This is a genomic window from Marivita sp. S0852, assembly GCF_046591575.1.
Taxonomy (GTDB): domain Bacteria; phylum Pseudomonadota; class Alphaproteobacteria; order Rhodobacterales; family Rhodobacteraceae; genus Marivita.
Map to the genome: position 1 here is coordinate 190739 of NZ_JBIQWA010000006.1, position 25370 is coordinate 216108.

Sequence of the window (25370 nt, forward strand, 5' to 3'; positions counted from 1 at the left end):
GGTCACTCCTGCGCCAGAACACGGTCAAGACGGGTCTGAACCGGTTCCGGTTCCGGCTCTGACGGGGCATAGACATCGCGGAACATCGACGGCAGCTGCGGCTCTTGCCCGGCCACGGCGTAGTCGATTGCGGCGTCCATCTCTTTGGCGATTGTGTCGTCCAGCGCGGTGATCTCGTCTTTCGACATCAGACCGCTGGACAGAAGCTTGTCCCGCGCCTTGAGCACCGGGTCTTTCTGGCGGCCCGCGTCTTCCTCGGCCTCGGCGCGATAGGGGGATTTGTCCTTTCTTGCATGGCCGAAGAACCGGTAGCAATCGACCGCCAGGAACGCAGGTTGCCCGGCGCGCGCGCCCTCCATCAGGTCGGATGCGGCCTCGACCACGTCTTCGACCTCAAGCCCGTCAACGGTGCGCGCCGCAAGCCCGAACGCCGCCGCGCGTTCGTGCAGGTTCGGGTTGGCGGTGGCCTGATCAATCCGGGTGCCCATACCATACTGGTTGTTGATGCACACAAACATGACCGGCAAAGACCAGAGGGCGGCCATGTTCATGCTTTCGTACAGAATGCCCTGCCCGGTCGCCCCGTCGCCAAAAAACGCCACCGAAACGGCGTTGCTTTGCTGGTGACGGGCCGACAATCCGGCCCCGACAACCGCCGGTATCCCGCCGCCGACAATGGCATTTGCGCCAAGATGGCCCAGACCCATATCCGCGATGTGCATTGATCCGCCCTTGCCGTGACAATATCCCTCTTCTTTGCCCGCGATTTCCGCCATCATTCTGTTCGGATCGGCACCGCGGGCCAAAAAGATACCGTGTCCGCGGTGATGCGTGGTAAAGGTGTCACCGTCGCGCATACCGGCACAGACGCCCACCGCCGCACTTTCCTCGCCAATCGACAGATGCAGCATCGACCCCGCCGATTGGCCCCGCACGAACAGCTCTCCGACCCGTTCCTCGAACGTGCGAACGCGGCGCATGTCCTGATAGAGCTGTGGCAATGTGGTATTTTTCATGTTTTGTCATCCCTGTCAGATCAAGCCGTATTGCCGCGCCTTGTTGCGCAGAAACGGCAATCCGTTTTCCATGACCTCTGCCTCTCCCGACGCCACAGGCCGCCAGACCGACAGGCCTACGGCGATTTCGGGGGGCATGTTGATAAAGCTTTCCATCGCCAGCCCACCGGTGAATTCAATCGCCCGCAGCACTGCAAAGATTTCGTCCCACTGAATGGTGCCCGCCCCCGGCGTGCCGCGATCGGATTCCGACAGATGAATATAGCGCAGGTGGTCGCGGGCGGTGATGATGCCCTGGGCGATGCCCTTTTCCTCGATATTCATGTGATAGGTATCAAGATGAACAAACATGTTCTCGGCACCAATCCGGTTAAGCATACTGACGCTTTGTTCCGCTGTGTTGAGCAGATGCGTCTCATAGCGATTGACCGGTTCGATCCCGAAAAGAAGCCCCAAAGTTCTGGCATGTCGTGCGGCGCGCGTCAGCGCATCGGCGACATTGTCCAGTTCGGTCTGCGTCGGCGGCTGCCCCGAGCGTTCGCCAATGCCGCCATAGACAACCCCGGACAGTGCTTCGGCCCCGATGGCCGCACATTGGTCAAGTGCTACGGTCAGGAAATCAACCGCACCATCGGGATTGTGCGAAGGCCAGACCGCCTTGGGCAGACCCAGCGAACACACCGCGCGCATGTCGGCGGCCTCAAGCACCTTGCGGCTATGCGCGGCATCCACGCTTGGCGGATCGAGCAGTGCGATTTCAAGAAAATCCATGCCATAAGACCGCGCCTTCGCCACCGCTTTTTCGCAGCCCGCCTTGTCCCATGACATGGTCCACATGCTTGTATGAACACCGAAACCCTGCATCACTTCCCCTGTTTTTCCGCCTCGGCCAGCAGCGCGACCGCCAGCCCTTCATCAACCAGTAATTTCTTGACGAACCCGGCCCGCAGAACCGCCAGCGTGGCCGCCCGTTTGCCCAATCCACCGGCCAGCAGCACGGTGTCCATCCGGGTCATGTCGGCGGGTTGCACACAGGGTGTGCTGCGGTTCAGTTCAATATCGGCAACGGTTCCATCGGCGCGGTAGAAAACACCGCAGCAATCGCCCACCACATCCGCATCGCGCAGTTGCTGGATCTGGTCGGCGCTGAAAATATCGCTCTGGAACAGGATCGAACCTTCGCGACATTCGCCCACGCTCATGAAGGCATGATCCGCGCTGCGCGCCACGCCCATCGCCTCTCTGACCAGCCGTTGTGCCATGATGCCGTCGCAGGCGGCGGCGCTGTCGGTCACGAAAGGCGCAGGCAGCAGGATCGCCCGCCCGCCGGTTTGCGCCGCCAGGCGAACGCAGACATCGCCGGGGGCCGTGTGCGACGCATAGGTCACCGACCCCATCAGCGACACAAACGTCAACGCGCTGTTGCGCACGCCCGTCACGTTGTCGGCCATCGCAGACAATGTCCGTCCCCAGCCCAGACCAACTGTGACAGGGGTTTCAGAGGCGGCGATGCGGGCAAGATACCCGCTGGCCAGTATCGCAACCGCGTTCCGGGCCAGGGTGTCATCGGTGTTGCTCTCTCCGACCGGGGCAACCTGCGCCTCGGTCAGCCCGAATGTTGTGACCAGCCGATCCGCCAGCGCCAGCGCGCGCGCGGTGCGATGTTCGACCGTGATGCGCACCAGACCCTGCTCGCGCGCATCCGCCAACATGCGCAGAACCTTGAATCGCGACACGCCAAGCTGCGTGCTGACCTCTTGCTGGCTCAGATTGCCAACATAATACAGCCAGGCGGCTTGCGCGACCGTGTCATCGGTCTGGCGTTTGGGCATCTGCATGACGCAATCAGCTCCTTTCAGAGGTCTGCGACAAAACGGCTTGACCTGCGGTTGACTGCTTATATAGTCACAATTGTGCAGTCAATGCACAAGTGTTTCAACGCGCCGCGCGGCAGAGGATCAGACCCTATGCCAGGGGTGGCGGAAACCATGTTGCGGCACGGGCGACCAACACGTCCAGCGCATCGGGAAATGACCCGCACAAGTGGGCAATGGGAGGAAAAAGATGAAGACCAAAAGCACATTACTGGCCAGCGCTGCATTGGCATCCGCCGCTTTGATCGGCACGTCGGCCGCCGCAGACAGCCATTCGAAAAACATCGCCACCGTGGTCAAAATCGCGGGCATCCAGTGGTTCAACCGCATGGAAGAAGGCGTCAATAAATTTGCCGAAGAAACTGGCATGAACGCGTTTCAGGTGGGCCCCGCACAAGCCGATCCGCAGCAACAGGTCGCGCTGATCGAGGACATGATCGCACAGGGCGTCGATGCTCTTGCCGTTGTTCCGATGTCACCCGAGGCGCTTGAGCCGGTGCTGGGCCGCGCGATGGAGGCGGGTATTGCCGTGATCACCCACGAGGCCGCGGCACAGGAAAACACAACCTATGATCTGGAAGCCTTTGTCAACGAGGATTTCGGCGCGAACCTGATGGAACAGCTGGCCACCTGCATGGGCGGTGAAGGCGAATACACGGTGTTTGTTGGTTCGCTGACATCGCAGACCCACAATCAATGGGTCGATGGCGCGATTGCGCATCAAGAGGCCAACTATCCCAACATGACTTTGGTCGGTGACAAGAACGAAACTTTCGACGATGCCGAACAGGCTTATACCAAAACACAGGAAGTCCTGCGCGCCTTTCCCAATATCAAAGGCATGCAGGGGTCCGCATCAACGGATGTCGCAGGTATCGGGCGCGCCATCGAAGAGCGCGGCATGGAAGATGACACCTGTGTTTTTGGCACGTCTCTGCCGTCGATTGCCGGTCAGTATCTTGAAACCGGCGCTGTTGACGGGATCGGGTTCTGGGATCCTGCTGTCGCGGGTGAAGCCATGAACAAGCTGGCCGTCATGGTGATGAATGGCGAAACCGTCACCGATGGGATGGATCTGGGCTTGCCCGGATACGAGAACATCTCGCTTGATGGCAAGGTGATTTACGGTCAGGCTTGGGTGAATGTCGACGCGGACAACATGGCCGATTATCCGTTCTGATCCCTTTGGGGCAGGGCGGCCTCGGCTGCCTTGCCTTTGTCGAAACCACAAGTCTCAAGTTGGTTGTTGATGTCTTCAGACCAGGACACCGCGTTCATTGAACTGCGCGCGATCACCAAGCGATATGCAGGCGTCACTGCGCTTGACTCGGTTGATTTTACGGTCATGCCCGGCGAGGCGGTGTGCCTTGCCGGGGAAAACGGGTCGGGCAAGTCCACGTTGATCAAGATCATATCGGGTGTGGAACCCGCAACCGAAGGACTTGTGCGGATTGCCGGACAGGACCACCCGTCTTTGAACCCGCGCATATCGGCGGCTGCCGGGATAATGGTGATTTTTCAGGATTTCTCTCTTTTTCCGAACCTGAGTGTTGCCGAAAATATCGCCTTTGCAACCCAGCTTGCAAAACACGAACGGTTCTTTCAACGCCGCGCCACCCGCGCCATCGCCCGCAAGGCGCTTGATCGGATCGGGGTTCAGATTGATCTTGATGCGCGTGTCGAAACGCTTCCCGTGGCCCAGAAACAGCTGGTCGCCATTTGCCGGGCCCTGGCCTCTGACGCCCAATTGATCATCATGGACGAGCCCACCACCGCGCTGACCGAAAAAGAGGTGCGCCGCCTTCAGGGCATTATTCGCATGCTCAAGGACGACGGCGTCGCCGTGATCTTTGTCAGCCACAAACTGGCCGAAGTGTTGGATGTGTCGGAAAAGGTCGTGGTGCTGCGCAACGGCAAAAAGGTGGCCGAAGGGCCTGCCTCCGATTTTGACACGCAATCGCTGACCTATCACATGACCGGCCGCGACGTTCCCGAAGTGCCGCCCAGCACGATCCCGGCCGGGGCTGATACGTTGATGACAGTGCAGCGTCTGACGAAAAACGGAGCATTCTCGGACATAAATTTTGATCTCAAATCCGGTGAAGTCCTGGGCATCACCGGCCTTTTGGGCAGTGGGCGCACGTCGGTTGCGAAAGCGTTGTTCGGGCTTGTCACGCCGGATCAGGGCCGCATCGCGGTCGATGGCGACGCGGTGCGCCTTGGCGATCCACAGGCCGCCGCCCTGGCGCGCATCGGCTATGTACCCGAAGACCGGCTCACCGAAGGGTTGTTTCTAAGCCAGTCCATTTTGCGCAATGTCGCCGTCGGGCGGCTTGATGCCCATGCGGCGGGCGGTTTTGTCAACATGACCACGCTCACGGCGGAAGCCACGGAATGGCTTGGGCGGCTCAAGGTCAAGGCACCGGATGTCACCGCCCCGGTGCAATCGCTTTCGGGGGGCAATCAACAACGTGTCGCGCTGGCGCGCTGGCTGTCGCGCGCGCCCCGTGTGCTGATCCTGAATGGTCCCAGCGTTGGGGTCGATGTCGGATCGAAAGCCGATATTCACGACATCATCCGTGATCTGGCGGGCCAGGGTATTGGCATCATCGTGATCTCGGATGACCTGCCAGAGCTGTTGACCACCTGTCACCGTATTCTGGTGATGCGCGATGGCCGTATCATCGACACGTTGGACGGCGCAAGCGTCACCGAAGACGATCTGGCACACAGGCTTGCATCATGACCGGATGGCTGCCCAAGGATTTCTGGACGCGCAACGAAACGCTGGTCGCGGCGGTGATCTTGTTGTTCTGCGTGGTTGCAACCCTGTCGGACCCGCGCTTTTTCACCATCACCACGGTCTCGGACCTGCTGCGCGCGTCGATCGTGATCGGCATCCTTGCCGTCGGGGCGATGCTGGTGCTGGTCTCTGGCGGGATTGACGTCAGTTTTACCGCCATAGCCGTCTTTGCCATGTACGCATCAACCGTACTATTTCTGAATATCTGGCCCGAGGCCCCCTGGCCGATCATCTTTGCGGTGTCAGTGGCCTTTGGGGCCTGTCTGGGCGCAATCAACGGCTTTTTCATCGCCTTTCTGGGCCTGCCGACACTGATCGTCACGCTGGGCACCTTGTCGATCTTTCGCGGGTTCCTGCTGACCTTTGTCGGATCACAGCGGATTTCAGACCTGCCACCTGCAATGCGGGATTTTTCGCGCGGGGTGCTGGCGCGCGGCACGACCGAAGCCGGGAATTTCTATTCCATCCCCTGGGCGGCGCTGGCGCTTTTGTTTGTCATCATACTGACCTGGTTCATCCTCAAGAAAACCATGCTGGGCCGGTCGATCTATGCCATTGGCGGATCGGTTGAAAGCGCGCGGCGGATCGGAATCAACGTCACCTGGACGCAGTTCTTCGTGTATGTCTATGTCGGCGCATTGGCCGGGCTGGCGGGTATCATCCATGGGTCGGTGGGCCGCATGGCCGATCCGTTTTCGCTTGTCGGGCTAGAGCTTTCGGTGATCGCAGCGGTTGTGCTTGGCGGAGCGCGGCTGATCGGCGGGTATGGCACGCTGACCGGGACGTTGCTGGGCGTGGCGCTGATCGTGATTGTTCAAAACAGCCTGATCGTCGTGGGTATTCCCACAACCTGGCAATCGGTCACCATTGGCCTGTTGATCCTGCTTGGCACAGGCGTTCCCGCCTACCGTGCCAAGCGGGCTGCTGCTGCCGCAGGATAACATGACTATGACACCACACGCACATCCCAAAGACATCACCTCAAGCCCGGAATTCCGGCTTTTGGTGATTGCCGTTCTTGTGTTTGGCCTGATGTCGGCCCTGTCGCCGGACCGCTTCCTGTCGGCGCAGAACCTGACCTCGATGGCGTTTCAGTTTCCCGAATTCGCGATCCTGGCGCTTGCGATGACTGTCACAATGATGACCGGCGGGATTGACCTGTCGGTGGTGGGTGTCGCCAACCTTTCGGCGGTCGTGGCTGCGGTGATCCTGACCCAGTTCTCTGACCCGTCGATGCCAGCGTCGCAATCCGCGATCTGGTTGATCTTTGCCATGGCGGCAGCGCTGTGCATCGGCGCGTTGGCCGGGCTTTTGAACGGGGCTCTGGTGGCCTTTTTCGGCCTGCCCCCCATTCTGGCCACTCTGGGGTCGGGGCTGGTCTTTACCGGGCTTGCCATCGCGATGACCGGCGGCAGCGCGGTTATGGGCTTTCCCGATACCGTTGCCCTGATCGGGAATTCGCAGATCCTTGGTATTCCGGTGCCATTGATCCTGTTCGCGGTCCTGGCGATCGTGCTGCATCTGATCCTGACGCGCACCGCCTTTGGTTTGCGGGTGACGATGTACGGGGCAAACCCGCTGGCGGCGCTCTACGCGGCGATCGACATCAACCGCATGTTGCTGAAGGTCTATGTTATCGCGGGGATGTTTTCGTCGGTGGCGGGCCTCATCATCATGAGCCGCGCCAATTCCGCCAAGGCGGATTACGGATCATCCTATCTGCTCTTGGCCGTGCTGATCGCGGTGCTGGGCGGGGTCAATCCCTATGGCGGATATGGGCGGGTGATCGGTGTTGTGCTGGCTGTGCTGTCGATGCAGTTTCTGTCCAGCGGGTTGAACATGCTGCAGGTGTCCAATTTTGCCAGAGAGCTGATCTGGGGAATTCTGCTGATCCTGGTCATGGTCATCAACACCCATGCCGTCACCGCCCTGCGCGGCAGCTTTGCCAAAACACCGAAATAACACATCCGTTCCCGGCGCGAGGAGGACCACATGAAAAAGATACTGAACACCCCCGAAGACTATGTCGACGAGATGCTGGCAGGCCTGACCGCCGCCCATCCGGAATATTACCGCCTGCAGGGCGACAGCGGGAAGGTCGTGGCGCGTGCGACCCCGGGCAAGGACGGCAAGGTGGGGATCGTCACCGGCGGCGGATCGGGCCACCTGCCTGTGTTCACCGGTTATGTCGGCACAGGATTGCTGGATGCCTGCGCGATTGGGGACGTGTTCGCGTCGCCCTCGGCCGAGCAGATGGCAGATGCGATCCGCGCGGCAGACAGCGGCGCGGGTGTGCTGCGCCTGTATGGCAATTACGGCGGTGACGTCATGAATTTCGACATGGCCGGAGAGCTGGTCGAGTTCGAGGACATCACCTGCACAACCGTGCTTTTGACCGATGACGTGGCCTCTGCTCCACCCGAGGAAGCCGAAAAACGCCGCGGCGTGGCCGGTATGGTCTATGCGTTCAAGATGGCAGGGGCCGCCGCCGAGCAAGGCCGTGACCTTGAAGGCGTGACGGCCGTGGCCCAGAAAGCCGCCGATGCCTGCCGGTCAATCGGCGCCGCCCTGTCGCCCTGCACCGTCCCGCAAGCGGGCAAGCCCACCTTCGAGATTGCGGAAGACGAGATGGAAATGGGCATGGGCATCCATGGCGAGCCGGGAGTCTGGCGCGGCAAACTGCAAACAGCCGATGACATCGCGGGCGAGATGATGGACAGGTTGTTGACCGACATGCCCCTGACCAAGGGCGATCGGGTGTCTGTCATGGTCAACTCTTTGGGGGCCACCCCACCAGAGGAGCTATATATCCTCTACCGCATTGTGAAAACCCGGCTGGAAGAGGCCGGTGCCAGCATCGTCATGCCGCTCGTCGGGCGCTATGCCACGTCGATGGAGATGGCGGGCGTGTCCTTTACCCTGTGCAAGCTGGATGACGATTTGGAGGCGCTGCTCAAGGCCCCATGCGATTGCGCGTTCTGGAGGGTCGGATGACCATCACCCGCGACACGCTTTTATCCGCCATTGACCGCATCGCAGCCGCGATGGAACGGGATTTTGACGCACTGAATGCGGCTGACGGGGCTTTGGGGGACGGTGATCTGGGTGTGACCATGACCCGTGGCATGCGCGCGATTGTGGCCATGAAGGATGATCTGCCGGAGGATATCGGCATGGCACTATTTCAATGTGCGCAGGCGTTTACCAAATCGTCGGGATCGTCCTATGGCACTCTGATGGCCACCGGCCTGATGAGCGCGGCCAAGACCTTGCGCGGACAAGACAGCATTGACCCCGACACTGTGCCCGACCTGATCGCGGCAGCCCGCGACAAGATGCAAGAGCGCGGCAAGGCAGAGCTTGGCGGCAAAACCGTGCTTGATAGCCTCGATTACCTGGCCCGCGCCACGGCCAAGGCCGACGACAAAGCCATCGCCGCCGCGCACGCCGTCGATCAGGCGATGGAGGATTTCCGCACCAAGAAAGCCACCATAGGCCGCGCCCGCATCTTCGGTGAAAAAAGCATCGGCCTGGACGATCCGGGCATGCTTGCCATGCAGTCGGTCGTGAAGGCAGCGGTCGGGACATAGGCATCCCCCGGTCCCGACCCTAGCAGAAGTGCTGCCGCGTCAGCGACATGCATCCAGCACAAGTTTCAAGCGGTCATGCACCGACAAGCGCGGCACAAGAAAGGCGGTGTATCCAAGCGGGCCCAAAGCTGTGCGTATACGATGATACTCCGGCACCGCAGCCGCGAAATCATGCTGACGCTTGTGCCCCGTCATCCTTTGAGTTTACGCGAAATCACACCAACGGGTCTTCGCCGCCATAATGGCGATCGGGGTAATCGGCGTGCAGGGCCTGATCGGCGGGGCCAAAGCGAGGGCGGGCGAAATTGTGTTGGTGCCAGTAGGGATAGATCAGCGGCAGGCGGCTGACATCGTTCAGCCGCGTCAGTTCGTCCTCTGACAAAACCAGATCGACTGCGCGGAAGTTGCGTTCAAATTGATCGACGTTGCGCCCGCCGACCACAACCGAGGCCACCGCAGGACGGGTCAACAACCATGCCAGCGCCACTTGGGCGGCCTCAACCCCGTGCGCGTCGCCGATCTCGACCAGCACATCCACGATGTTCCAAAGCCGCTCCATGTCACGGATCGGGGGTTCGTTCCAACCGGCAGACTGCCGTGATCCTTCGGCAAAGCCCGCATCACGACGGTGCTTTCCGGACAACAGACCCGCGGCCAGCGGCGACCAGATCTGAACACCAAGGCCTTGATCGACAGACAGCGGCAGCAATTCGTATTCTGCCTCGCGTGCTTCAAGCGTGTAGTGGATCTGCTGTGATGCAAACCGACTGGCATAGTTTGGGGCCGCCGCCAGGGATTTCATCACCTGCCAGGCCGAATAGTTTGAACAACCGACATAGCGCACCTTGCCATGCTGGATCAGCGTGTCCAGCGCCGCCATCTTTTCCTCGACCGGGGTCAGACCATCCCATTCATGCATGTAATACAAATCAATATGATCGGTGCGCAGCCGCCTGAGCGAGCGTTCGCATTCTCGGATCAGATGCCAGCGGGACACGCCCTGATCATTCGGCCCATCCCCGATGGGCATACGGGCTTTGGAGGTGACAAGGATATCGTCATACCGCCCTTGCAGAACCTCGCCCAGAATCTCTTCGGACAGGCCGGTGGAATACATATTCGCGGTGTCGAACATATTTACACCATGGTCGATGCAGGTATCGACCAGCCTGCGGGCATCGTCCACATCCTGAGACGCCGTGCGCCCGAAATCGCCACGCCCGCCAAACGTGAACGTGCCCATTGTAATGACCGAGATTTTCAGCCCCGTGCGTCCCAGCGTTCGATACTCCATCCTGTCCCCCCTTGGTTAAGTGTCTGTGTCCGGTGTGTCGCGTGGCCCATAATTTTCAAACGCGCGCGACACCTCGGCAAGTTCCTCTTTGCTCAACAGATGCGGCGTGCCGCCAATGCTGCTGAACAGATACGTGCGCGCCAATGTCTCAAGCTCTTCCAACCGCCACCGCGCTTTTTCAATCGTCTCACCCAAAACGGTTGCACCGTGATTGGCCATCAGACAGCCATGCCTGTCGGCCATGATCCGCGCCATATCGGCACATAAATCCGGGCTGCCAAACAGCGCGTAATCCGCCAGGGGCACATCGTCACCGCCAAAGGCCGCGATCATGTAATGGCAGGCCGGTATCTTGCGGCGCTGCACGGCAAGCACGCTGCAATAGGGCGGATGCGCATGCAGGACGACCGGCATGTCGGGGCGGGCGCGGTGCAGCGCCTGATGAAACGGCCATTCGGTTGACGGTTTCGGGCCATTGGCACCGGGCGGCGCATCTATCGGGATCGTCACAAGCGCCTCTGGCGTAAGGTGCTCGTACGGCACACCGGACGGCGTGATCAGGATGCCATCCGCGATCCGGGCAGAGATATTGCCCGAGGTGCCCTGATTAAGCTGACGCGCGTTCATCCAGATGCAGGCCTCAATGAGCGCACTCCGGGTGGTTTTGGTGTCGGCAAGGGGTTCAGCGGGGGTCATTTGCGGGCCTCCAGAAGCTCTTGGGCAATCTGTGTGCTGGTCGCCAGATGGGTCACGAAACCACCCACCAGCGCGGCACGGGCCGACCGCGCCCTTTCGCGGCCCGCGGCAATCAGCAGCGCCATGTCTTTGTGTTTCATCTGGTCCAATGTCACGCCAATCATGCGGTCTTCGACCTCGGTGACGACCGGAGCACCATCGGCGTCGATCAATCGTGCGCAGACCACGCCTTCGGCACCCTTCTCTCGGTAGGTCGCCATGTCCTGCACGCTCAGAATGCCGCTGCGCACGACATGGGCCTCTGCATCACAGGTGCCGCAGGCCAGAACCGTCTTGTTGCAGGTCGCCAGCGCCTCAAGCTGCGCGCGGACCACCGGCTCGTCACATAGCGCATCGCGCAAGGCCTTGTTCGACAGGATCAGCGGAACGTGCAGGTTGACGCAATGCCCGCCCAGCTTCTGCGCCAGAATGGCTGTGCAGGCCTCGGCGGCAAATCCCAGCGCAGCGGGACGCGAGCCCAAAAGCTGCACCACGGTCAGGTCAGGCACGGGATACTGTGGCACCTGTTGCGCCATCTGATAGACCGTTGCCCCCCAGGACACACCCAGCCTGTCACCGGGTTCCAATAGGCGCGGCAGCCAGTCCGCCGCCGCCCGTGTGACCCGCCCTGCCCCGTCTGGCTCGACCGGGTCATCGGGCACAACCAGCGCGTCGGCCAGACCGTAGGCCTTGCACAATTCCGCAGCAAGCCGACGCCCCCGGAACACATCACTGTCAAGATGAACACGCACCCAACCCCGGCTGCGCGCTTCGTTCAGGTAATTGACCACCGTTGCCCGGCTGATCCGCATCCGTTCCGCGATATCGTTCTGGTTCAGACCGTCATGATAATACAGCCAGGCGGCCTCGACAAAAGGCGCATCATCGCGCGGGGACAGTCGAACAGGATCGGCAGTGCCGCGCGACTTTGGCATCGGATTTGGCTGTGGCGGCACCCTTTACTGCGCCGCTTTGGCGAAGTCGGGGAACAGCCCTGCCAAGCCGTCTTCGGACGCGGCACAGACGCCGCGTTCTGTGATCAGGCCTGTCACCAAGCGGTTGGGCGTGACATCAAAGGCCGGATTGCCGCCTGCGGTGCCGTCCGGTGTGACCCTGACCGTGTCAATGGCTCCGGCCGCTGTTGTGCCCTGAACATGCGTGACCTCGCTTGTGTCGCGGTCCTCGATCGGGATCTCGGCCACACCGTCGCTCACCGTCCAGTCGATGGTCGGCGATGGCAGCGCCACGTAAAACGGCACGCCATTATCATGTGCCGCCAGCGCCTTGAGATAGGTGCCGATCTTGTTGCACACATCGCCGCGGCGCGTGGTGCGGTCGGTGCCGGTGATCACCAGATCCACCAATCCATGCTGCATCAGATGCCCCCCTGCATTGTCGGTGATATAGGTGTGCGGCACGCCGTGACCGCCCAATTCCCAGGCCGTCAAGGCCCCCTGATTGCGCGGGCGCGTTTCGTCGACCCAGATGTGCAATGGGAGTCCGGCATCATGCGCGTGATACATCGGGCTGGTCGCGGTGCCCCAATCGACCGTGGCCAGCCATCCGGCATTGCAATGGGTGAGCACGCGAACCGGTGTGCCCTCGGGTTTCCGGGCGGCAATCTCGCGGATCAGCGCCAAACCGTTTTCCCCAATGCGACGGTTGATCTCGACGTCTTCTTCGGCAATGTCATGCGCCAATGCCAGCGCGGCCTCGGCGCGCGCGCTTTGGGGCAAGGGCCGCAATGCGGCGCGGCACCGATCCAGCGCCCACCGCAGATTGATCGCGGTCGGCCGCGTCTTTTCCAGAAAGGCCCAAGCCGCATCCATATTCGCATCCGACGCATCCTGCGCCATGGCTCGCGCCATCCCGTAAGCGGCGGTTGCCCCGATCAGGGGCGCGCCCCGAACCCGCATCTGATAGATCGCATCCGCAAAATCCTGCATCGTCGCCACCGGCACCACGCGAAAGTCATGCGGCAACCAGCGCTGGTCGATGATTTCAAGAACATGCTTGTCGGAATTCCACCACAAGGATCGGTAATGTGTGCCGTCGATCTTCATAAGATGTCCTTTCCGTTAAACTCACGGGCCATGGCACAGACCGCCTGCGCGTCCAGACCCGTATCTGCCGCATGGATCAGCGCGGCACCCATCATCAGATTGCGCGCTTCAAGGGCGGCGCGCAGGGTGGTGTCGGCGATATCCTCAAAATCGGCGTTATGGGCCAGCGACAAACAGCGGCGGTGCATCTCGATCCCGCAAAACGCCCAGGCATCGCGCCAGATATCAGCCAGCACCGCATCGCAGGCCAATGTGCTGTCGTGGCCCTGATCCTCGAACACCGCGGCGGGATAGAGGATGCCTGTCCGCTCTGTCTGCCACAGATGCCGGAACTCTGCCTCAAAGGTCTGACACAGATCAGTGATAACGCCCAGCACCCAATCCTGATAGGCCGTCAGATCGTCTTGCCGATGCGCGGGTTGACTGAAATACGCCATCAGGAAATTCGCGCATAACATCCCGATATCAAAACCCATCGGGCCATATTGCACAAATTCCGGGTCAATCACCCGACTATCCGTTTCGGTCGACATGATCGACCCGGAATGCAGATCGCCATGCACCATGGTTTCGGTGTTCGACACAAACCGCTGCAACAATTGCTGAACCTTGACCTTGAGCGCAACATCGCCGCGCAAGGTGGCGATGACCGGCTGCAGACCGGCGGTATGGCTGTTCAGTTCGGCGTCATAATATGGATCGGTGAACACCAATGCTTCGGTGATTGCCGGAATTTCAACATTTCCCGCAAACAACGCCACATCAGCCTTTCGATCCTCGCGCGTCATGGAAAGCGCAGAGCCGCGAAACGCGGTCCGGGCGCAGAACGTGCCCAGACACTCTGCCAGCGTGTCAACATATTCTCCGGCGATCAATTTGCGGCGCAAAATGACATGCGGGGCCAGAAATTCCATCACGATCAAAGCCTGCGCTTCGTCAAAATGGTAAACCTTTGGAACAGATCCCGGATCGCGCGCGGCCTGCCGAGTCAGTGCATGGTATTCGAAAAACGCCCGATACAGCGGCAGCGGCCAACTGTCCCCGACAAGCCGCACATAAGGCAAGGCCTGCTTGACCACGGCCTGTCCATTTGGGCCGGTGACGCGAAAGACAAGGTTCAGATTGCCGTCGCCGATTTCCTCGACCTGCCAGGTTTTCGTGTCTGGCCCAACGTGTTCGGCAAGGGCCGCGACATCGGCCAAACGGCGTGTCAACGTGTCAACCGAAAGAGGCTCATATGTCGGGCCTGTCGTCATGAAAAGTCTCCTCCCTTTCAAATCCGACACCGTGTTCTATTTGGCTAGCCCATGATTTATGCTTATGTCAATTCGTTTGACAAATGTCGCCTTTCGCGTTTGGCCGGTGGTGAAAGTTCACAATTTATGAAATCTGTTCCAGTCGGCTGTTCTTGAATGCCTGCACACAGGTCACGATCTCTGACTTGGTTGAATACAGGCAGGCCGCCGTCGAAAGCGCATCGGCCAGAGCCGCCTGATCCGCCGATACGGAAACCTCGTGCCAGACCGCCGGGACAGGCGCTCCGCGACGCGGATCAAGGATATGGCTGTCCCCGGTTGCCCCCGCCCCAAAAGTCGTGCCGAGCGGTGCCGAGGTGGCAAGCGCGCGCGCCTTCAGCGCAACCTGACCTCCGGCGGCCAGGTTCACCGGCCATGCGGTGCCCTGCGGATCACCGCCCAGAGCGCGGAATTCGCCAGTGTCGATCAGGATGTTGTCCAGACCTTCCCCAATCAACAGATCGGCCACGCGGTCGGCGATAAAGCCTTGCGCGATGCCGTTCAGCGTCAGCGCCATGCCCGGTTCAAGCGTGATGGCATCGGTGGAAAAACGCACCCGGTCCCAGCCTATCGCCGCGCGCGCGCGGTTTAGATCGTCTGCGCCCGCTGCGCGTCCGGCCACAGACGCCTCTGCGTAAACCCGCCAGAGCGGTTGAACTGTCGGATCAAACCGACCTTCCGTTGCATTATGCACGCGCGCGGCCAAAGACAGGCATTGCAAAAGCTCGAACGGCGGTGCCGGAAGCACGCCCTGTTGATTAAGCCGGGACAGCGCGCTTTGCGGGCGAAACAGGCTGAACACGTCTTCCAGCCGGTCAATTTCGGCCGCAACCCTTTCAGAGATCGCTGCCGCGTCAGGATGGGCCAGACGCAAGGTCGCCTGCGCGCCCAGTGCCCGCCCCCGCCATGTGTGCAATGGCACGTCCGGTGTCGCCAAGGCGGATGTAGGTAGTGCGGTGGCGGCGGCCAGAATGGTCAGGGCCCGGCGTCGGGATATTGCGGTCATCTCAGTCTCCCATCTTGTCCGACAGGGCGCGCAGGCGGTCCTGAAACGCGCTGTCATCGGTGTCTTGAACCAGCTCGACAGGTGCCAGAACGGCGGCATCCGGGATTTCGTCCAATGTCATGACAGCGCCGCCATGATCCGCCGCAAAATCACGCGCGGCGGTGCGGTCAGAAAATGGCACCAGTTCCGGTGCCCCCATGCCGCCAATCACATCCGACCCGACGACATAAAGGGCATCCTCGGCATCAATCCAGTTGTCAGCACCGGGCGCGTCCCAGGTCGCATCCTGCGCGCCCATATCGTTGACCCACACCGCGACGACCTCGTGGCTTTGCTCGGGCATGCGCAGATAGGCCACGACGTCACGCACCTGGCTGAAGAACAGCGGCGCGCCGGGCAGCCCGCCCAGATGCGCCTGCGCCTTGGGGCCGTCATGTTCAAGTAGCGTCATCTGGCAGTAATGCCCGACCGCATCGGCGCTCAGGGATACGGGCGTGACATCCTGCGCCAGCTCTTCCTTGCAGGCGGTCAGCGCCAGAGAGATCAGGATCATTGGAATAAGGCGTTTCATACATCCACCTTTCGGAAACTCAGCGCGGCGAGGGCCAGCGCGATGAAGGGCCAGAGCGCGACCGAGGCCAGCGATTGCCATTGCGGAATCGCCCCGGCCGCGCCCGCCACGCCCGACGCGGCAGCGCTGGCTTCGGCGGCGCTCAGGTTGAAAAGACGAAAGGCATCTGCCGGGTTGGCCAGAAGGGCGGCGGGAAAGACCTGCGTCGTAAAGAACCCGCCTTCGTCGGCCACCACCGCGGCCAGCAGGCCCAGATCGTACAGCACGACAAGGCCCAGCCAGACGCCGATGGCCAGACCGGCAGCCCCCGACGCGCGACGCGACAGGGCGGAAACGGCATAGCCGATGCCAAGGAAGGTGGCCCCTAACAGGACCGAAGTCCAAGTAAGCCGCCACAGCGCGCTCAGACCGGCGACCGCCTCGGGGTCGGTCGCGACGGCGATCAGGGCCGCCGATCCATAGCCCGCAACCAGCGCCACGATCAGGATGATCACATGCGCCAGCAGCTTGCCCGCCAGCACTTCCCACCGCGCCACCGGGTAGGTGAGCAAGAGCGGCAGCGTGCCCCGCTCGACCTCTCCGGCGATGGCGTCAAACGACATGAGCAGCGCCACCAGCGGCACCAGATAGACCGAGAGCGAGGTGAGCGAGGCCACCACCACCGACAGCCGATCCGCGCCGACAGCGCCCGTGGGGGCAGAGCCCGCCGCCGACAGGACCAGCGAAAACACCACCATCAAAAGCACCGCGATCAGCACCCAGCGGTTGCGCCGCGCGATGTTGGCTTCGATCCGGGTGGTGGCAAGGATACGCGCGATCATTGGCCGTCCCTCCGGCTGAAATGGCTGTAGATGTCTTCGAGGCTGGGCGGGATCACCTCAAGATCGGCCACCTTGCCCCGCATCTCGGAAATCCGTGCGAGCGTCGCCAGCTTTTCGTCCTGCGCGCAGGTCAGGTGCAGGCCCGCATCGGTCTGGATCGCATTCGGGAAGGCCGCCATGAGTTCGGGCGCGTAGCCGTTCATCGCTGTGACATGCAGGGCGACAGGCAAGGCCGCCTCGCTGCGCAATTCGGGCAGAGACCCTTCGGCCACCATGCGCCCGCCCGACAGGATCAAAAGCCGGTCGGTGCGCGCCTCCACCTCGGTCAGCGCATGGCTCGACAGCAAAATCGCCGCGCCCTCGGCGGCAAGCCCGTCAAGCAGTTCGTAGAAATCACGCCGCGATACCGGGTCAAGGCCGCTGGTGGGTTCGTCCAGCACCAGAAGGCGCGGATGGCCGATCAGCGCCTGCGCCAGACCGACGCGCTGCCGCATGCCCTTGGAATAGGTGCCGATCCGGCGCGTCGCGGCATCGCCAAGACCGACGCGCCCCAGCAGATCGCGCGCGCCTTTGGGATCGACCCCGCGCAGGCGCATGTAAAAGGTGATCTGCTCCAGCCCGGTCAGCGCCGAATGGAAGGCCGCGTTTTCGGGCAGATAGGCCACCTTGCTGCGCGCCTCGGGATCGCCGGGTGTGGCATTGCAGACGGAAATGTCGCCGCTGTCGGGCGCGATCAGGCCAAGGATGATCTTCATCATCGTCGACTTGCCCGCGCCGTTATGGCCCAGCAGCGCCACCCGTTCGCCGGGGGCGACGGACAGCGACACGTCGGTCAGGGCCTGCACCCCGCCAAAGGTCTTAGTGAGACGAGAGATCGTTAACGTCGATGTCATTCATATCGCTTTCATCACGTCGCGCGGCGGCCTCGGCCTCCATCGCGGTATAGTCTTCGGGCACGGGGATCTGCGGTGCGGTCATCAAGGGTGCGCTGTCCACCACGCCACCGGGCAAAGTGGCCGGGAAGCTGGATTGCGCCCAGCGGATCAGTTGCACGGCAGGCGCGCCGGTCAGCAGCCGTGCGGCGGGTTGCGACCACAGGATATGGTCCATCAGGTCGTTGGGGCGGAACGCGCTGTCGGCGATGCCGTCGCCGCCAAGGTCGAAACCGGGATGGTCGGACCAGTAATTGCCGCGCCCCTCAAAACTCCATTCGATATCGCGCGTGCCGACATATTTCACCTGCTCGCGATTGCCGATAAAGGCGTTTCCCGTCAGCACGTTGCGTTCCGATCCAGCGGTGAAATGAATGCCGATCTCGCAGCCTTCAAAGCGGTTGCCCCAGATCAGGTTCTTGTGCGCATTATAGATGAACGTGCAGCGGTTCGCCCCGCCTCGCACGAGGTTGCCGGACACTTCGGCATTGTTGGCATAGTTGAGCATTACGCCGTGGCTGATATCCGACAGGCTCAGGTTGTCTTTCACGATGATGTTGTTTGAGAACATGATCGCATAGCCAAGGCCGTTGCCGATGGACACGTTGCCCGACACTTCGGAATCGTTTGTATACATATAATGCACGGCAAAGCGCAGATCGCGGAACAGGTTGTTACGATAGGTGCCGGTGCGCGAAGCATTGGAAAAGATGCCATCGCGTCCCCAGCGCACGGAATTGCCTTCGACCAGCGTTCCGGGAGAGTTCCAGACATAGATGCCATTGCCCCGGTCATTGACGCGGCGCTGTCGTGTGCCTTCGATGGTGTTGCCGATCACCTGAGCATCGCGCCCGCCATGCACATCGACGCCGTGCAGATTGCCCAGCACCTTATTGTTCTTGACGATGGCGCGGTCCGCGCCTTTGAGGATCTTGATGCCCGCATCAAGGTCTTCGCTGTTCATGCCCGATCCGGTCACGGTCAGGCCGCGCACGGTCACATCGGGTGCGTCGATGGTGACAACGGTGCCCTGCCCCATCCCGTCGATCACCGCGCTTTCGGGGCCGGTCAGGGTCAGGGGGCGGTCAATGGTGATCGCCCCTTCGTAGCGCCCTTCCAATAGGGTCAGCACATCGCCGGGGTCGGCCCCGGCGATGGCTTTGGCAAGCGTGCCTTGCCCCGGTGGCACAGCAGTCTCGTCCGCCCAAAGGGGCAACGCAAAGAGCAGCGTCAGGATCAGGGGCAGGACACGCTTCATGGCTTAGCTCGCCCTCGGCTCGACGAACATCCGGCCGCGCATCTCCATGTGGAGCGCGTGGCAGAACCACTGGCAGTAATACCAGTAGACGCCCGGCTGCGCCGCCACAAAGGTGACAGACGACGTTGCCTGCGGTCCAAGCTCCATCGCGACACCGTGGTTGCCCATGGTAAAGCCGTGGGTCAGGTCGTCGATGTCATCGAGGTTGGTCACGATGACCGTCACTTCGTCGCCCTGTTGCACGGTGAACGTCTCGATAGAGAACTGCGGTGCCTGACTGCTCATATAGACGCGCACCTTGTTGCCATCGCGGATGATCGTGTCTTGCCAATCATCCAGATCAACACCGTCCGCTTCGGCCTGGCGCCGTGTATCCGCCCACATCGGGTCGTTGCGATCCCAGACCGATTTCGGGCTTAGCTTGGCCGGATCGACGATGATGGAATCATGCGGTTCGGCAAAGGTCGGGCCGTCATGAATCAGGGTCATGTCATCGCCATTGATCGCAAACAGCTGCTCGTTCTCGGGCTTGAGCGGGCCGACATTGAGGAACCTGTCCTTCGAAAACTTGTTCATCGTCAGGTAGTATTTGTCGGTCGCCTCAAGCGTTTCGCCCATCACGGTCGAGTTGTGGCCCGGCTGGTAATGCACGTCTTTCTTGACGATGATCGGGTCGACATCCTCGCCTGCGTAAAGTTGCTTGGCCTTCTCGATGTTCCACTTGACCACCTGGCTGTCTAGGAAGAGCGTCGTATACGCATTGCCCTTGCCGTCATAACAGGTGTGAAGCGGACCAAGCCCCAATTCCGGCTCTCCGACGACAACGCTGCGCGGATCGACATCGCTTTCAAAAAGCGAGTCGAGCTTGCGCACGTCGATGATCGACACGGTGGGAGACAGCTTGCCCGCGATGCACAGGTGCACCTTGTCGGGGGCCATGTTGATGCCATGCGGGTTGTTGGGGATCGGGATGTAGCGGGTGTATTTGTTGGTCGCGCCCTTGCGCCCGTCCAGAACCTTGACGCCATTCAGCTCTTGATAGTCACCAGCTTCGATGCCCTTTTCGATCTCGGCAATGTTGAACACGACAACGTGGTCCATGTCCTTTTCGGTCATCCCGGCAAGGTCCATCGCCATTTCCGAGTTATACGATGTCGAGAAGGCGTATTTGCCGTCATAATCGCAATCGGTGTTGTCGAGGTTGCCCGTCACCATCACCTGCCAGGCCACCGTCATCTCGTCGGCGTTGATGGCGGTGTAGAAGTTGACGTACTTGTCCGGCTCATCGAGGATCTGGCCGTCATTGACCATCGGCACCTCATCTTCGCCATTGGCGAACACGTAGTTGGTGCGCGGCCATTTCTGCGGACGCAGACCGTGGATCGCCTTGGCGTTCGGGATCTCGATGATCTTGTCGCACTTCATCACGTCGCAGCGCACACGCGCGACGCGGGTGTTGGCCTTGTCGTTCATGAAGAGGTAGCGACCATCATAAGTGCCTTCGGTGAAGGACATATGCGGGTGGTGCAAATCGCCGTTGGGCGGGAATTCGTGCCCATTGGCAGCCAGATATTCTTTGGTCTTGGGCAGCAGGCCTTCGGTCAGGATCTTTTTCGATTCATTCGAAATCCCCCAGCCGGTGGCAGAGCAGATGTTGAACACCGGCACGCGCATCAGTTCGCGCATCGACGGCACGCCCAGAATGCGCATCTCGCCACACTGGCCTGACGACCAGAAGCCGTAATATTCATCAAGCTGCCCTGGTCCGACCTGTCCGTCGGTTGCAGCGCTTGCGCTTGTTGTTCCGGCAACGGTGGCCGCGCCAACAGCGGCGGTTCCGGTCAGCATGGCGCGGGTGCCCATGGCACCGGCAAGTGCCGCACCCCCGGCCGTTGCGCCCAGAAGGCCCCGGCGTGTGATTGGCAGTTTCTTTCCCTCGGACATGAGTGTTCCTTTCAGGTTGCGGGTTGAATCTTTGGTTGATTGGGATGCCCGGACAGGTCACGGCCCAGATCAGGCGCGGCACCGACCTTGGCGCGACGCTTGAGCTTTTTGATGACCACGGGGCATTGAGTGGTGGACTGGTACAGCACCTGACAATGCAGGCAGTTGATACATTCGTTTGGATTGATCTCACCCGTGGGGTGGATCGCCTGAACAGGGCATTGATTGGCGCAGGTCTGGCAGGGGTTGCCGCATTCGCGATACCGCTTGAGCCAGTCGAACATGCGCAGCCGCGCCGGGATCGCCAGAGCCGCCCCCAGCGGGCACAGGTAGCGGCAGAAGAACCGTTCCACGAACAGCCCGGCAATCAGCAAAGCGGCGGCATAGGCCACGAAGGGCCAGGTGCGCACGAAATTCAGGATAATCGCGGTCTTGAAGGGTTCAACCTCGGCCAGACGCTCGGCCTGTTCGATGCTCATCAAGGACACGCCGAACAGCCCGAGAAAGATCATGTATTTCACCGGCCACAGCCGTTCATGCAAACCCCAGGGCAGGGTCCATTGCGGAATGCGCAGCGCGCGCCCGATGCGGTTGGTCAGTTCTTGCAGCGCGCCAAACGGGCAGAGCCAGCCGCAATAGGCCCCCCGCCCCCAAAAGAGCAGCGCCGCCGCCACAGCAAACCACAGGATGAAGGTCAGGGGATCAAGCATGAACGCCTGCCAGCTGAACCCGGCGGTCAACGAATTGAACAGCGCGATCAGGTTGACAACCGACAGCTGTGCGTTGGCGTACCAGCCCAGATAAACCAGCACGACAGTCAGAAAGCTCATGCGGAACCAGAAGAACACCCGTTCGTTCACGGTGGCGAATTTCTGGAAAAAGAACACCGCAGTGAGCAGGAACAGCATCACGCCGACCACGGCGATCTCGGTGGTTTTTCCCGCCCAAATCCGTTTCCACAGGGCCTGATGGGCCTGGCTTTCGGACTGGGTGGTGACATCGGTGACAGCCGCAGGCACCTCTGGCGCGGGGGCGGGGGCCACCGAGCGCAGGTACTGGTCCGGCAGGCGGTAGCCCAGATCGAAGGTGGTAAAGATCTTTTCGATCGCCCCAACTTCGCGCTGCACCAAAAGCTGAATGCGGAAGGGTTTGGTCGGATCAAACCCGGTATCCGCCGGGATCTTGAACATATCCGCTTCGTTGAACTGCGGCGCGCCTGTCGCGTCGATGCCGTTGATCCGCTGGTGCATCCGGTCGCGGAACCGCACCGAGATGTCATCCTGAATCAGTACGATCCGGTCAAAGATGCCGCCGCGCACATAGCCGGAGCCTTTGAAGGAATAGAGCCCGCGCCCAAAGATCGCGACCGCATGATCGCCGTCGTCCAGCCAGGCTTGCAGATTGTCTGCGCGCGCCTCCCCCAAAAGGGCCTCGGCAATGGCGGGATGTGACACCAAGGCGGCCTGCATTTCGATGAAGGTGGTTTCCGGCGCTTCGGTCAGCGCGCGTCTTTCGGCCCGCGGATCGTCCATCGCGGCGAAAGCGGCGTTGACCTGCCCCACGTCCAGCGACAACCGCCGCAGCGTGCCGTCGCCTTCCAGCGTCATCCAGTCGCTTGGGGCCGTCGCCTCGGGGTTGATCTCGAATTGGGGTCCGGTATCAACCTCGACCGCAAGCCCGCCCAACCCCAACTGTCGCGCAACCTTGAGACCGGCGCGAATGATGGAATCGTCGATCACCATGATCGTCACGGTGGCACCAGAGATGATGTCCAACTCGTGAGAGGTGCCGCCGGATTCCGCCTCGGCCACCAGATCAAGCCCCCGGTAATTCGCCACCAGTGCCTTGACCTCTGAATCGGGAATGCCGATCAGAACGATGGGTTCGTAATGTTTGACAAGTTCGACACCGATCACCTGCGCGGCATCATCCACGGCAACCATCGTGTGAATGGGTTTGCCGGAATACCCGGTGGTCGAGACGAAATCTGATGTGATAAAGGCCCAGCCGATCTGCTCTTGATCGCGCATCACTTGCACAATCGGCAGATCGTCATGGGTGCGTCCAAACCCTGTTGCCCCTTCGACCACGTCGCTGGCAACGACATCCGGCAGCAGACGGGTTAGTTCGGATTGGGCTTGCGTCTGTTGCGCGGACAGGACTGTGCCAAGACACAGAATCGATGCCCAAAGAAGGGAACGCAGAAGAGTCATGAGTGGATTTCCGTTTGGTCACTCTGCCCAATGCGCGGTGCCGGGGGCGCTCGCGGATTGGCGGCAAGATATTCAATTCGTGTGATCGACGCGCCGGTCACAAACGGCGCGACAGCGGTTTGCCCGTACCGTACGGTCCGCACCGACAAAATGCGCGGCTCTGTCGTATCGTCGGCCATGACGCAACACGTATGGCCTTGAGCGCAGTCCTCATTGGGTGACACCGGCTGGCCATCTGGCCCCAGGCGCACCGTCTGCACCACGCCGTCCAGACACAGCTCGGCCAGTATCGTGTCAGCCGACACCATGTTACGCGATGCCGGGCCGGTAAAGACCAGGGCAAAGGACAAAACTGTCAGCGCAAATATGGAGACGAGGGTCCGCATAGGGATGATTTATGCGGTCTGGCGAAGGCTAACTTTGATCTAGCGCAAATAGCGACATCATAGATGTGCTTTTTATTGCTGCACCTGCGAAACATCTTCTGCACCAGCGGCATGTCAGCCCGCATCACAGCGGGGTTGCCGTACAGAAGGTTGTATTCGCAAAAGAATTACGATTCAGGCAACGGCTTTGAGAAAAGCAACTGGCCCTCAAGATACAGATGCTCGTCCAGGTCTTCAGCAAAGGTGCCAAGCCGTTCGTAAAGTTCGGTCCATGTCCGGCAGGCATCAAAAGGAAGCCGGAACCCATGCACTATGGCCGCAATCCTGTTCATCGTTTCCAGATGTGCGTCACGATCATCGCGCAGCGCTTCGAGTGTTTCGCGCAGTTGGCCGACCCAACCGGTATGAAGGGCCGGAAAGACAATGGTTTCGTCCGTGTGCATGTGATGTTCAAGATCGGCCTTCATGCGCTCTAACGCCTGGGTCAAACCATGCGGCGCGTTGATGTCATGGGCGTGGTTGGCCTCGACCTTGCGCGCCAGCGCAACCAGTTGGGGCAATTCACGCCGGTGACCGGCGTGATAATGCTCTAAAAGGTGCGCGACCAGATTGTCCGTCGGTTGCACAGCACCATCATGTACGGAAGGATCATTCATCTTAATCTCCATATCAAGCACCGCGCAGAACCGCGCGGATCGTCGTTAGGCCCTCAAGGACACGTCTTGTTGCGCCCCTTGTGCCAGGTCGGGTCGGCCCAGAGCCACACGGCACCATTCCAGAATCGCGGTGTCGTCAGGGGCCACTTGTGTTGCCATGCCGTCGGCAAAGGTTTCAAACGCCGCCCGATGGGTGTCGGACAGCCCGACAAGAACCGGAATATCCTGGGCAAGCGCATCGGCGATCAACCCGCGAAAGCCGCGCCCTTCTGCTTCGCTCAGACCAAACTTGTTCAATATGACAAGATCAGCGCCATCCGACGCGAGCCGCACGGTTGCCACGCCAACGGCCTCTTCCAAAGCACCGGCATCCATCCGACAGGCCGATGATCCCGCGCCCAGGTCCTGTGTGATCCGCACACGCGGCCCGTCCGGCAAAAGCGACAATGTGCTTTCACAATGCGCATCGCTTGACCCCGGATCGGGCGCGCGCACAGCCCCCAGAAGTCTGACCTTGTCGTGTTTGAGTCGGGCGACAACCGATTGGAGCAATCTGTCCGTTTCACCGCGCTTGGTTCCCGTGAGTGTTGCAAGTTTCATTGGATCGCCTTGTCTTTGTTAAGCCTATGTCTGGCGCAGAATCGGTGCGGCATGCGGGCACACGCGCTGTGCGTCCTCGACCGCCATGGTCAAGGACCGCGCAATGCGTTCGGCGCGGGTCATGACATGGGCCGCCCCTTCGGCTGTGCAGACCTCGCGCGCGGTTTCACTAAACAGCGCCAGCCAGCGATTGAAATGCGACGAGGTGATCGGCAGGCTGGTATGCTTGGGCACCGGAGCGCCATGATACCGCCCCGTCATCAACGCAACCGACGACCAGAAATCGACCATCCGGTCCAGATGCGGACCCCAA

The 25370-nt window shown here is 61.0% G+C and carries 26 protein-coding genes; 6 read left to right on the forward strand and 20 right to left on the reverse strand.

Translation table 11 applies throughout. The features are described 5' to 3' along the window. Nucleotides 1-2: 2 nt before the first annotated feature. The 3 genes from ACG74X_RS15045 to ACG74X_RS15055 are packed head-to-tail and all read right to left on the reverse strand — an operon-like array spanning nucleotide 3 to nucleotide 2854. Nucleotides 3-1016 carry a thiamine pyrophosphate-dependent dehydrogenase E1 component subunit alpha gene (locus ACG74X_RS15045; protein WP_411235892.1) on the reverse strand — a complete coding sequence of 338 codons (1014 nt, stop codon included), beginning with the start codon at nucleotides 1014-1016 and terminating at the stop codon, nucleotides 3-5. Nucleotides 1017-1031: 15 nt separating this feature from the next. Continuing rightward, complete coding sequence (locus tag ACG74X_RS15050; RefSeq protein WP_411235894.1) at nucleotides 1032-1844, reverse strand: sugar phosphate isomerase/epimerase family protein; 813 nt, start codon at nucleotides 1842-1844, stop codon at nucleotides 1032-1034. Nucleotides 1845-1879: 35 nt separating this feature from the next. Continuing rightward, nucleotides 1880-2854 carry a sugar-binding transcriptional regulator gene (locus ACG74X_RS15055; protein WP_411235895.1) on the reverse strand — a complete coding sequence of 325 codons (975 nt, stop codon included), beginning with the start codon at nucleotides 2852-2854 and terminating at the stop codon, nucleotides 1880-1882. A gap of 226 nt (nucleotides 2855-3080) precedes the next feature. On the opposite strand from ACG74X_RS15055, the gene ACG74X_RS15060 reads away from it, so the two are divergent. The 6 genes from ACG74X_RS15060 to ACG74X_RS15085 all read left to right on the forward strand — a co-directional run bounded on the left by ACG74X_RS15060 (nucleotide 3081) and on the right by ACG74X_RS15085 (nucleotide 9283). Beyond that, nucleotides 3081-4070: an autoinducer 2 ABC transporter substrate-binding protein gene (locus ACG74X_RS15060; RefSeq protein WP_411235896.1), complete on the forward strand. Its 990-nt coding sequence runs from the start codon at nucleotides 3081-3083 to the stop codon at nucleotides 4068-4070. A gap of 69 nt (nucleotides 4071-4139) precedes the next feature. After that, nucleotides 4140-5636, forward strand: coding sequence for a sugar ABC transporter ATP-binding protein (locus ACG74X_RS15065; RefSeq protein ID WP_411235897.1), 1497 nt, complete (start codon nucleotides 4140-4142; stop codon nucleotides 5634-5636). Continuing rightward, nucleotides 5633-6634 (forward strand): ABC transporter permease, encoded by a 1002-nt coding sequence (locus ACG74X_RS15070; protein WP_411235899.1) that lies wholly within the window; start codon nucleotides 5633-5635, stop codon nucleotides 6632-6634. The genes ACG74X_RS15065 and ACG74X_RS15070 overlap by 4 nt, the downstream gene beginning before the upstream one ends. Before the next feature lie 7 nt (nucleotides 6635-6641). Next, complete coding sequence (locus ACG74X_RS15075) at nucleotides 6642-7655, forward strand: ABC transporter permease (RefSeq protein WP_411235900.1); 1014 nt, start codon at nucleotides 6642-6644, stop codon at nucleotides 7653-7655. A 30-nt stretch (nucleotides 7656-7685) separates the two neighbouring features. After that, entirely contained in the window at nucleotides 7686-8687 is a 1002-nt protein-coding gene (locus ACG74X_RS15080; protein WP_411235902.1) for a dihydroxyacetone kinase subunit DhaK, read from the forward strand. Next, nucleotides 8684-9283, forward strand: a complete 600-nt coding sequence (locus ACG74X_RS15085) for a dihydroxyacetone kinase subunit L (RefSeq protein WP_411235904.1) — start codon at nucleotides 8684-8686, stop codon at nucleotides 9281-9283. The genes ACG74X_RS15080 and ACG74X_RS15085 overlap by 4 nt, the downstream gene beginning before the upstream one ends. A gap of 39 nt (nucleotides 9284-9322) precedes the next feature. On the opposite strand, the gene ACG74X_RS15090 is transcribed toward ACG74X_RS15085, so the two are convergent. The 17 genes from ACG74X_RS15090 to ACG74X_RS15170 form a co-directional block, all read right to left on the reverse strand. Beyond that, on the reverse strand, nucleotides 9323-9478 hold the full coding sequence (locus ACG74X_RS15090; RefSeq protein ID WP_411235905.1) for a hypothetical protein: 156 nt from the start codon (nucleotides 9476-9478) through the stop codon (nucleotides 9323-9325). A gap of 19 nt (nucleotides 9479-9497) precedes the next feature. Next, complete coding sequence (locus ACG74X_RS15095) at nucleotides 9498-10577, reverse strand: aldo/keto reductase (RefSeq protein WP_411235906.1); 1080 nt, start codon at nucleotides 10575-10577, stop codon at nucleotides 9498-9500. 15 nt (nucleotides 10578-10592) lie between these two features. Further along, nucleotides 10593-11273 (reverse strand): class II aldolase/adducin family protein, encoded by a 681-nt coding sequence (locus tag ACG74X_RS15100; RefSeq protein WP_411235907.1) that lies wholly within the window; start codon nucleotides 11271-11273, stop codon nucleotides 10593-10595. After that, on the reverse strand, nucleotides 11270-12247 hold the full coding sequence (locus ACG74X_RS15105; RefSeq protein ID WP_411235908.1) for a sugar-binding transcriptional regulator: 978 nt from the start codon (nucleotides 12245-12247) through the stop codon (nucleotides 11270-11272). The genes ACG74X_RS15100 and ACG74X_RS15105 overlap by 4 nt, the downstream gene beginning before the upstream one ends. 24 nt (nucleotides 12248-12271) lie before the next feature. Continuing rightward, a complete protein-coding gene (gene mtnA, locus ACG74X_RS15110) occupies nucleotides 12272-13375 on the reverse strand; it encodes an S-methyl-5-thioribose-1-phosphate isomerase (protein ID WP_411235909.1) in 1104 nt (367 codons plus the stop codon). Continuing rightward, the gene (gene mtnK, locus ACG74X_RS15115) at nucleotides 13372-14631 is read right to left on the reverse strand and encodes an S-methyl-5-thioribose kinase (protein WP_411235911.1); all 1260 of its coding nucleotides are present in this window, start codon (nucleotides 14629-14631) and stop codon (nucleotides 13372-13374) included. Before mtnK ends, mtnA begins: the two co-directional genes overlap by 4 nt. 124 nt (nucleotides 14632-14755) lie before the next feature. Beyond that, nucleotides 14756-15676 (reverse strand): FAD:protein FMN transferase, encoded by a 921-nt coding sequence (locus ACG74X_RS15120; protein WP_411235913.1) that lies wholly within the window; start codon nucleotides 15674-15676, stop codon nucleotides 14756-14758. A gap of 1 nt (nucleotide 15677) precedes the next feature. Next, the gene (locus ACG74X_RS15125; protein ID WP_411235914.1) at nucleotides 15678-16247 is read right to left on the reverse strand and encodes a nitrous oxide reductase accessory protein NosL; all 570 of its coding nucleotides are present in this window, start codon (nucleotides 16245-16247) and stop codon (nucleotides 15678-15680) included. Continuing rightward, complete coding sequence (locus ACG74X_RS15130; RefSeq protein WP_411235916.1) at nucleotides 16244-17068, reverse strand: ABC transporter permease; 825 nt, start codon at nucleotides 17066-17068, stop codon at nucleotides 16244-16246. Before ACG74X_RS15130 ends, ACG74X_RS15125 begins: the two co-directional genes overlap by 4 nt. Beyond that, nucleotides 17065-17961, reverse strand: a complete 897-nt coding sequence (locus tag ACG74X_RS15135; protein WP_411235918.1) for an ABC transporter ATP-binding protein — start codon at nucleotides 17959-17961, stop codon at nucleotides 17065-17067. The genes ACG74X_RS15130 and ACG74X_RS15135 overlap by 4 nt, the downstream gene beginning before the upstream one ends. Next, a complete protein-coding gene (locus tag ACG74X_RS15140; RefSeq protein ID WP_411235920.1) occupies nucleotides 17927-19258 on the reverse strand; it encodes a nitrous oxide reductase family maturation protein NosD in 1332 nt (443 codons plus the stop codon). Before ACG74X_RS15140 ends, ACG74X_RS15135 begins: the two co-directional genes overlap by 35 nt. Nucleotides 19259-19261: 3 nt before the next feature. Further along, nucleotides 19262-21202 carry a TAT-dependent nitrous-oxide reductase gene (gene nosZ, locus ACG74X_RS15145; RefSeq protein ID WP_411235921.1) on the reverse strand — a complete coding sequence of 647 codons (1941 nt, stop codon included), beginning with the start codon at nucleotides 21200-21202 and terminating at the stop codon, nucleotides 19262-19264. An 11-nt stretch (nucleotides 21203-21213) separates the two neighbouring features. Then, on the reverse strand, nucleotides 21214-23415 hold the full coding sequence (locus ACG74X_RS15150) for a 4Fe-4S binding protein (protein ID WP_411235922.1): 2202 nt from the start codon (nucleotides 23413-23415) through the stop codon (nucleotides 21214-21216). Next, complete coding sequence (locus ACG74X_RS15155) at nucleotides 23412-23801, reverse strand: hypothetical protein (protein ID WP_411235923.1); 390 nt, start codon at nucleotides 23799-23801, stop codon at nucleotides 23412-23414. Before ACG74X_RS15155 ends, ACG74X_RS15150 begins: the two co-directional genes overlap by 4 nt. Nucleotides 23802-23968: 167 nt before the next feature. Next, nucleotides 23969-24457: a hemerythrin domain-containing protein gene (locus ACG74X_RS15160; protein WP_411235924.1), complete on the reverse strand. Its 489-nt coding sequence runs from the start codon at nucleotides 24455-24457 to the stop codon at nucleotides 23969-23971. 45 nt (nucleotides 24458-24502) lie between these two features. Continuing rightward, nucleotides 24503-25057, reverse strand: a complete 555-nt coding sequence (locus ACG74X_RS15165; RefSeq protein ID WP_411235925.1) for a DUF2478 domain-containing protein — start codon at nucleotides 25055-25057, stop codon at nucleotides 24503-24505. A gap of 24 nt (nucleotides 25058-25081) precedes the next feature. After that, a partial coding sequence (locus ACG74X_RS15170) for a group III truncated hemoglobin (protein WP_411235927.1) occupies nucleotides 25082-25370 on the reverse strand: 289 nt, incomplete at its 5' end.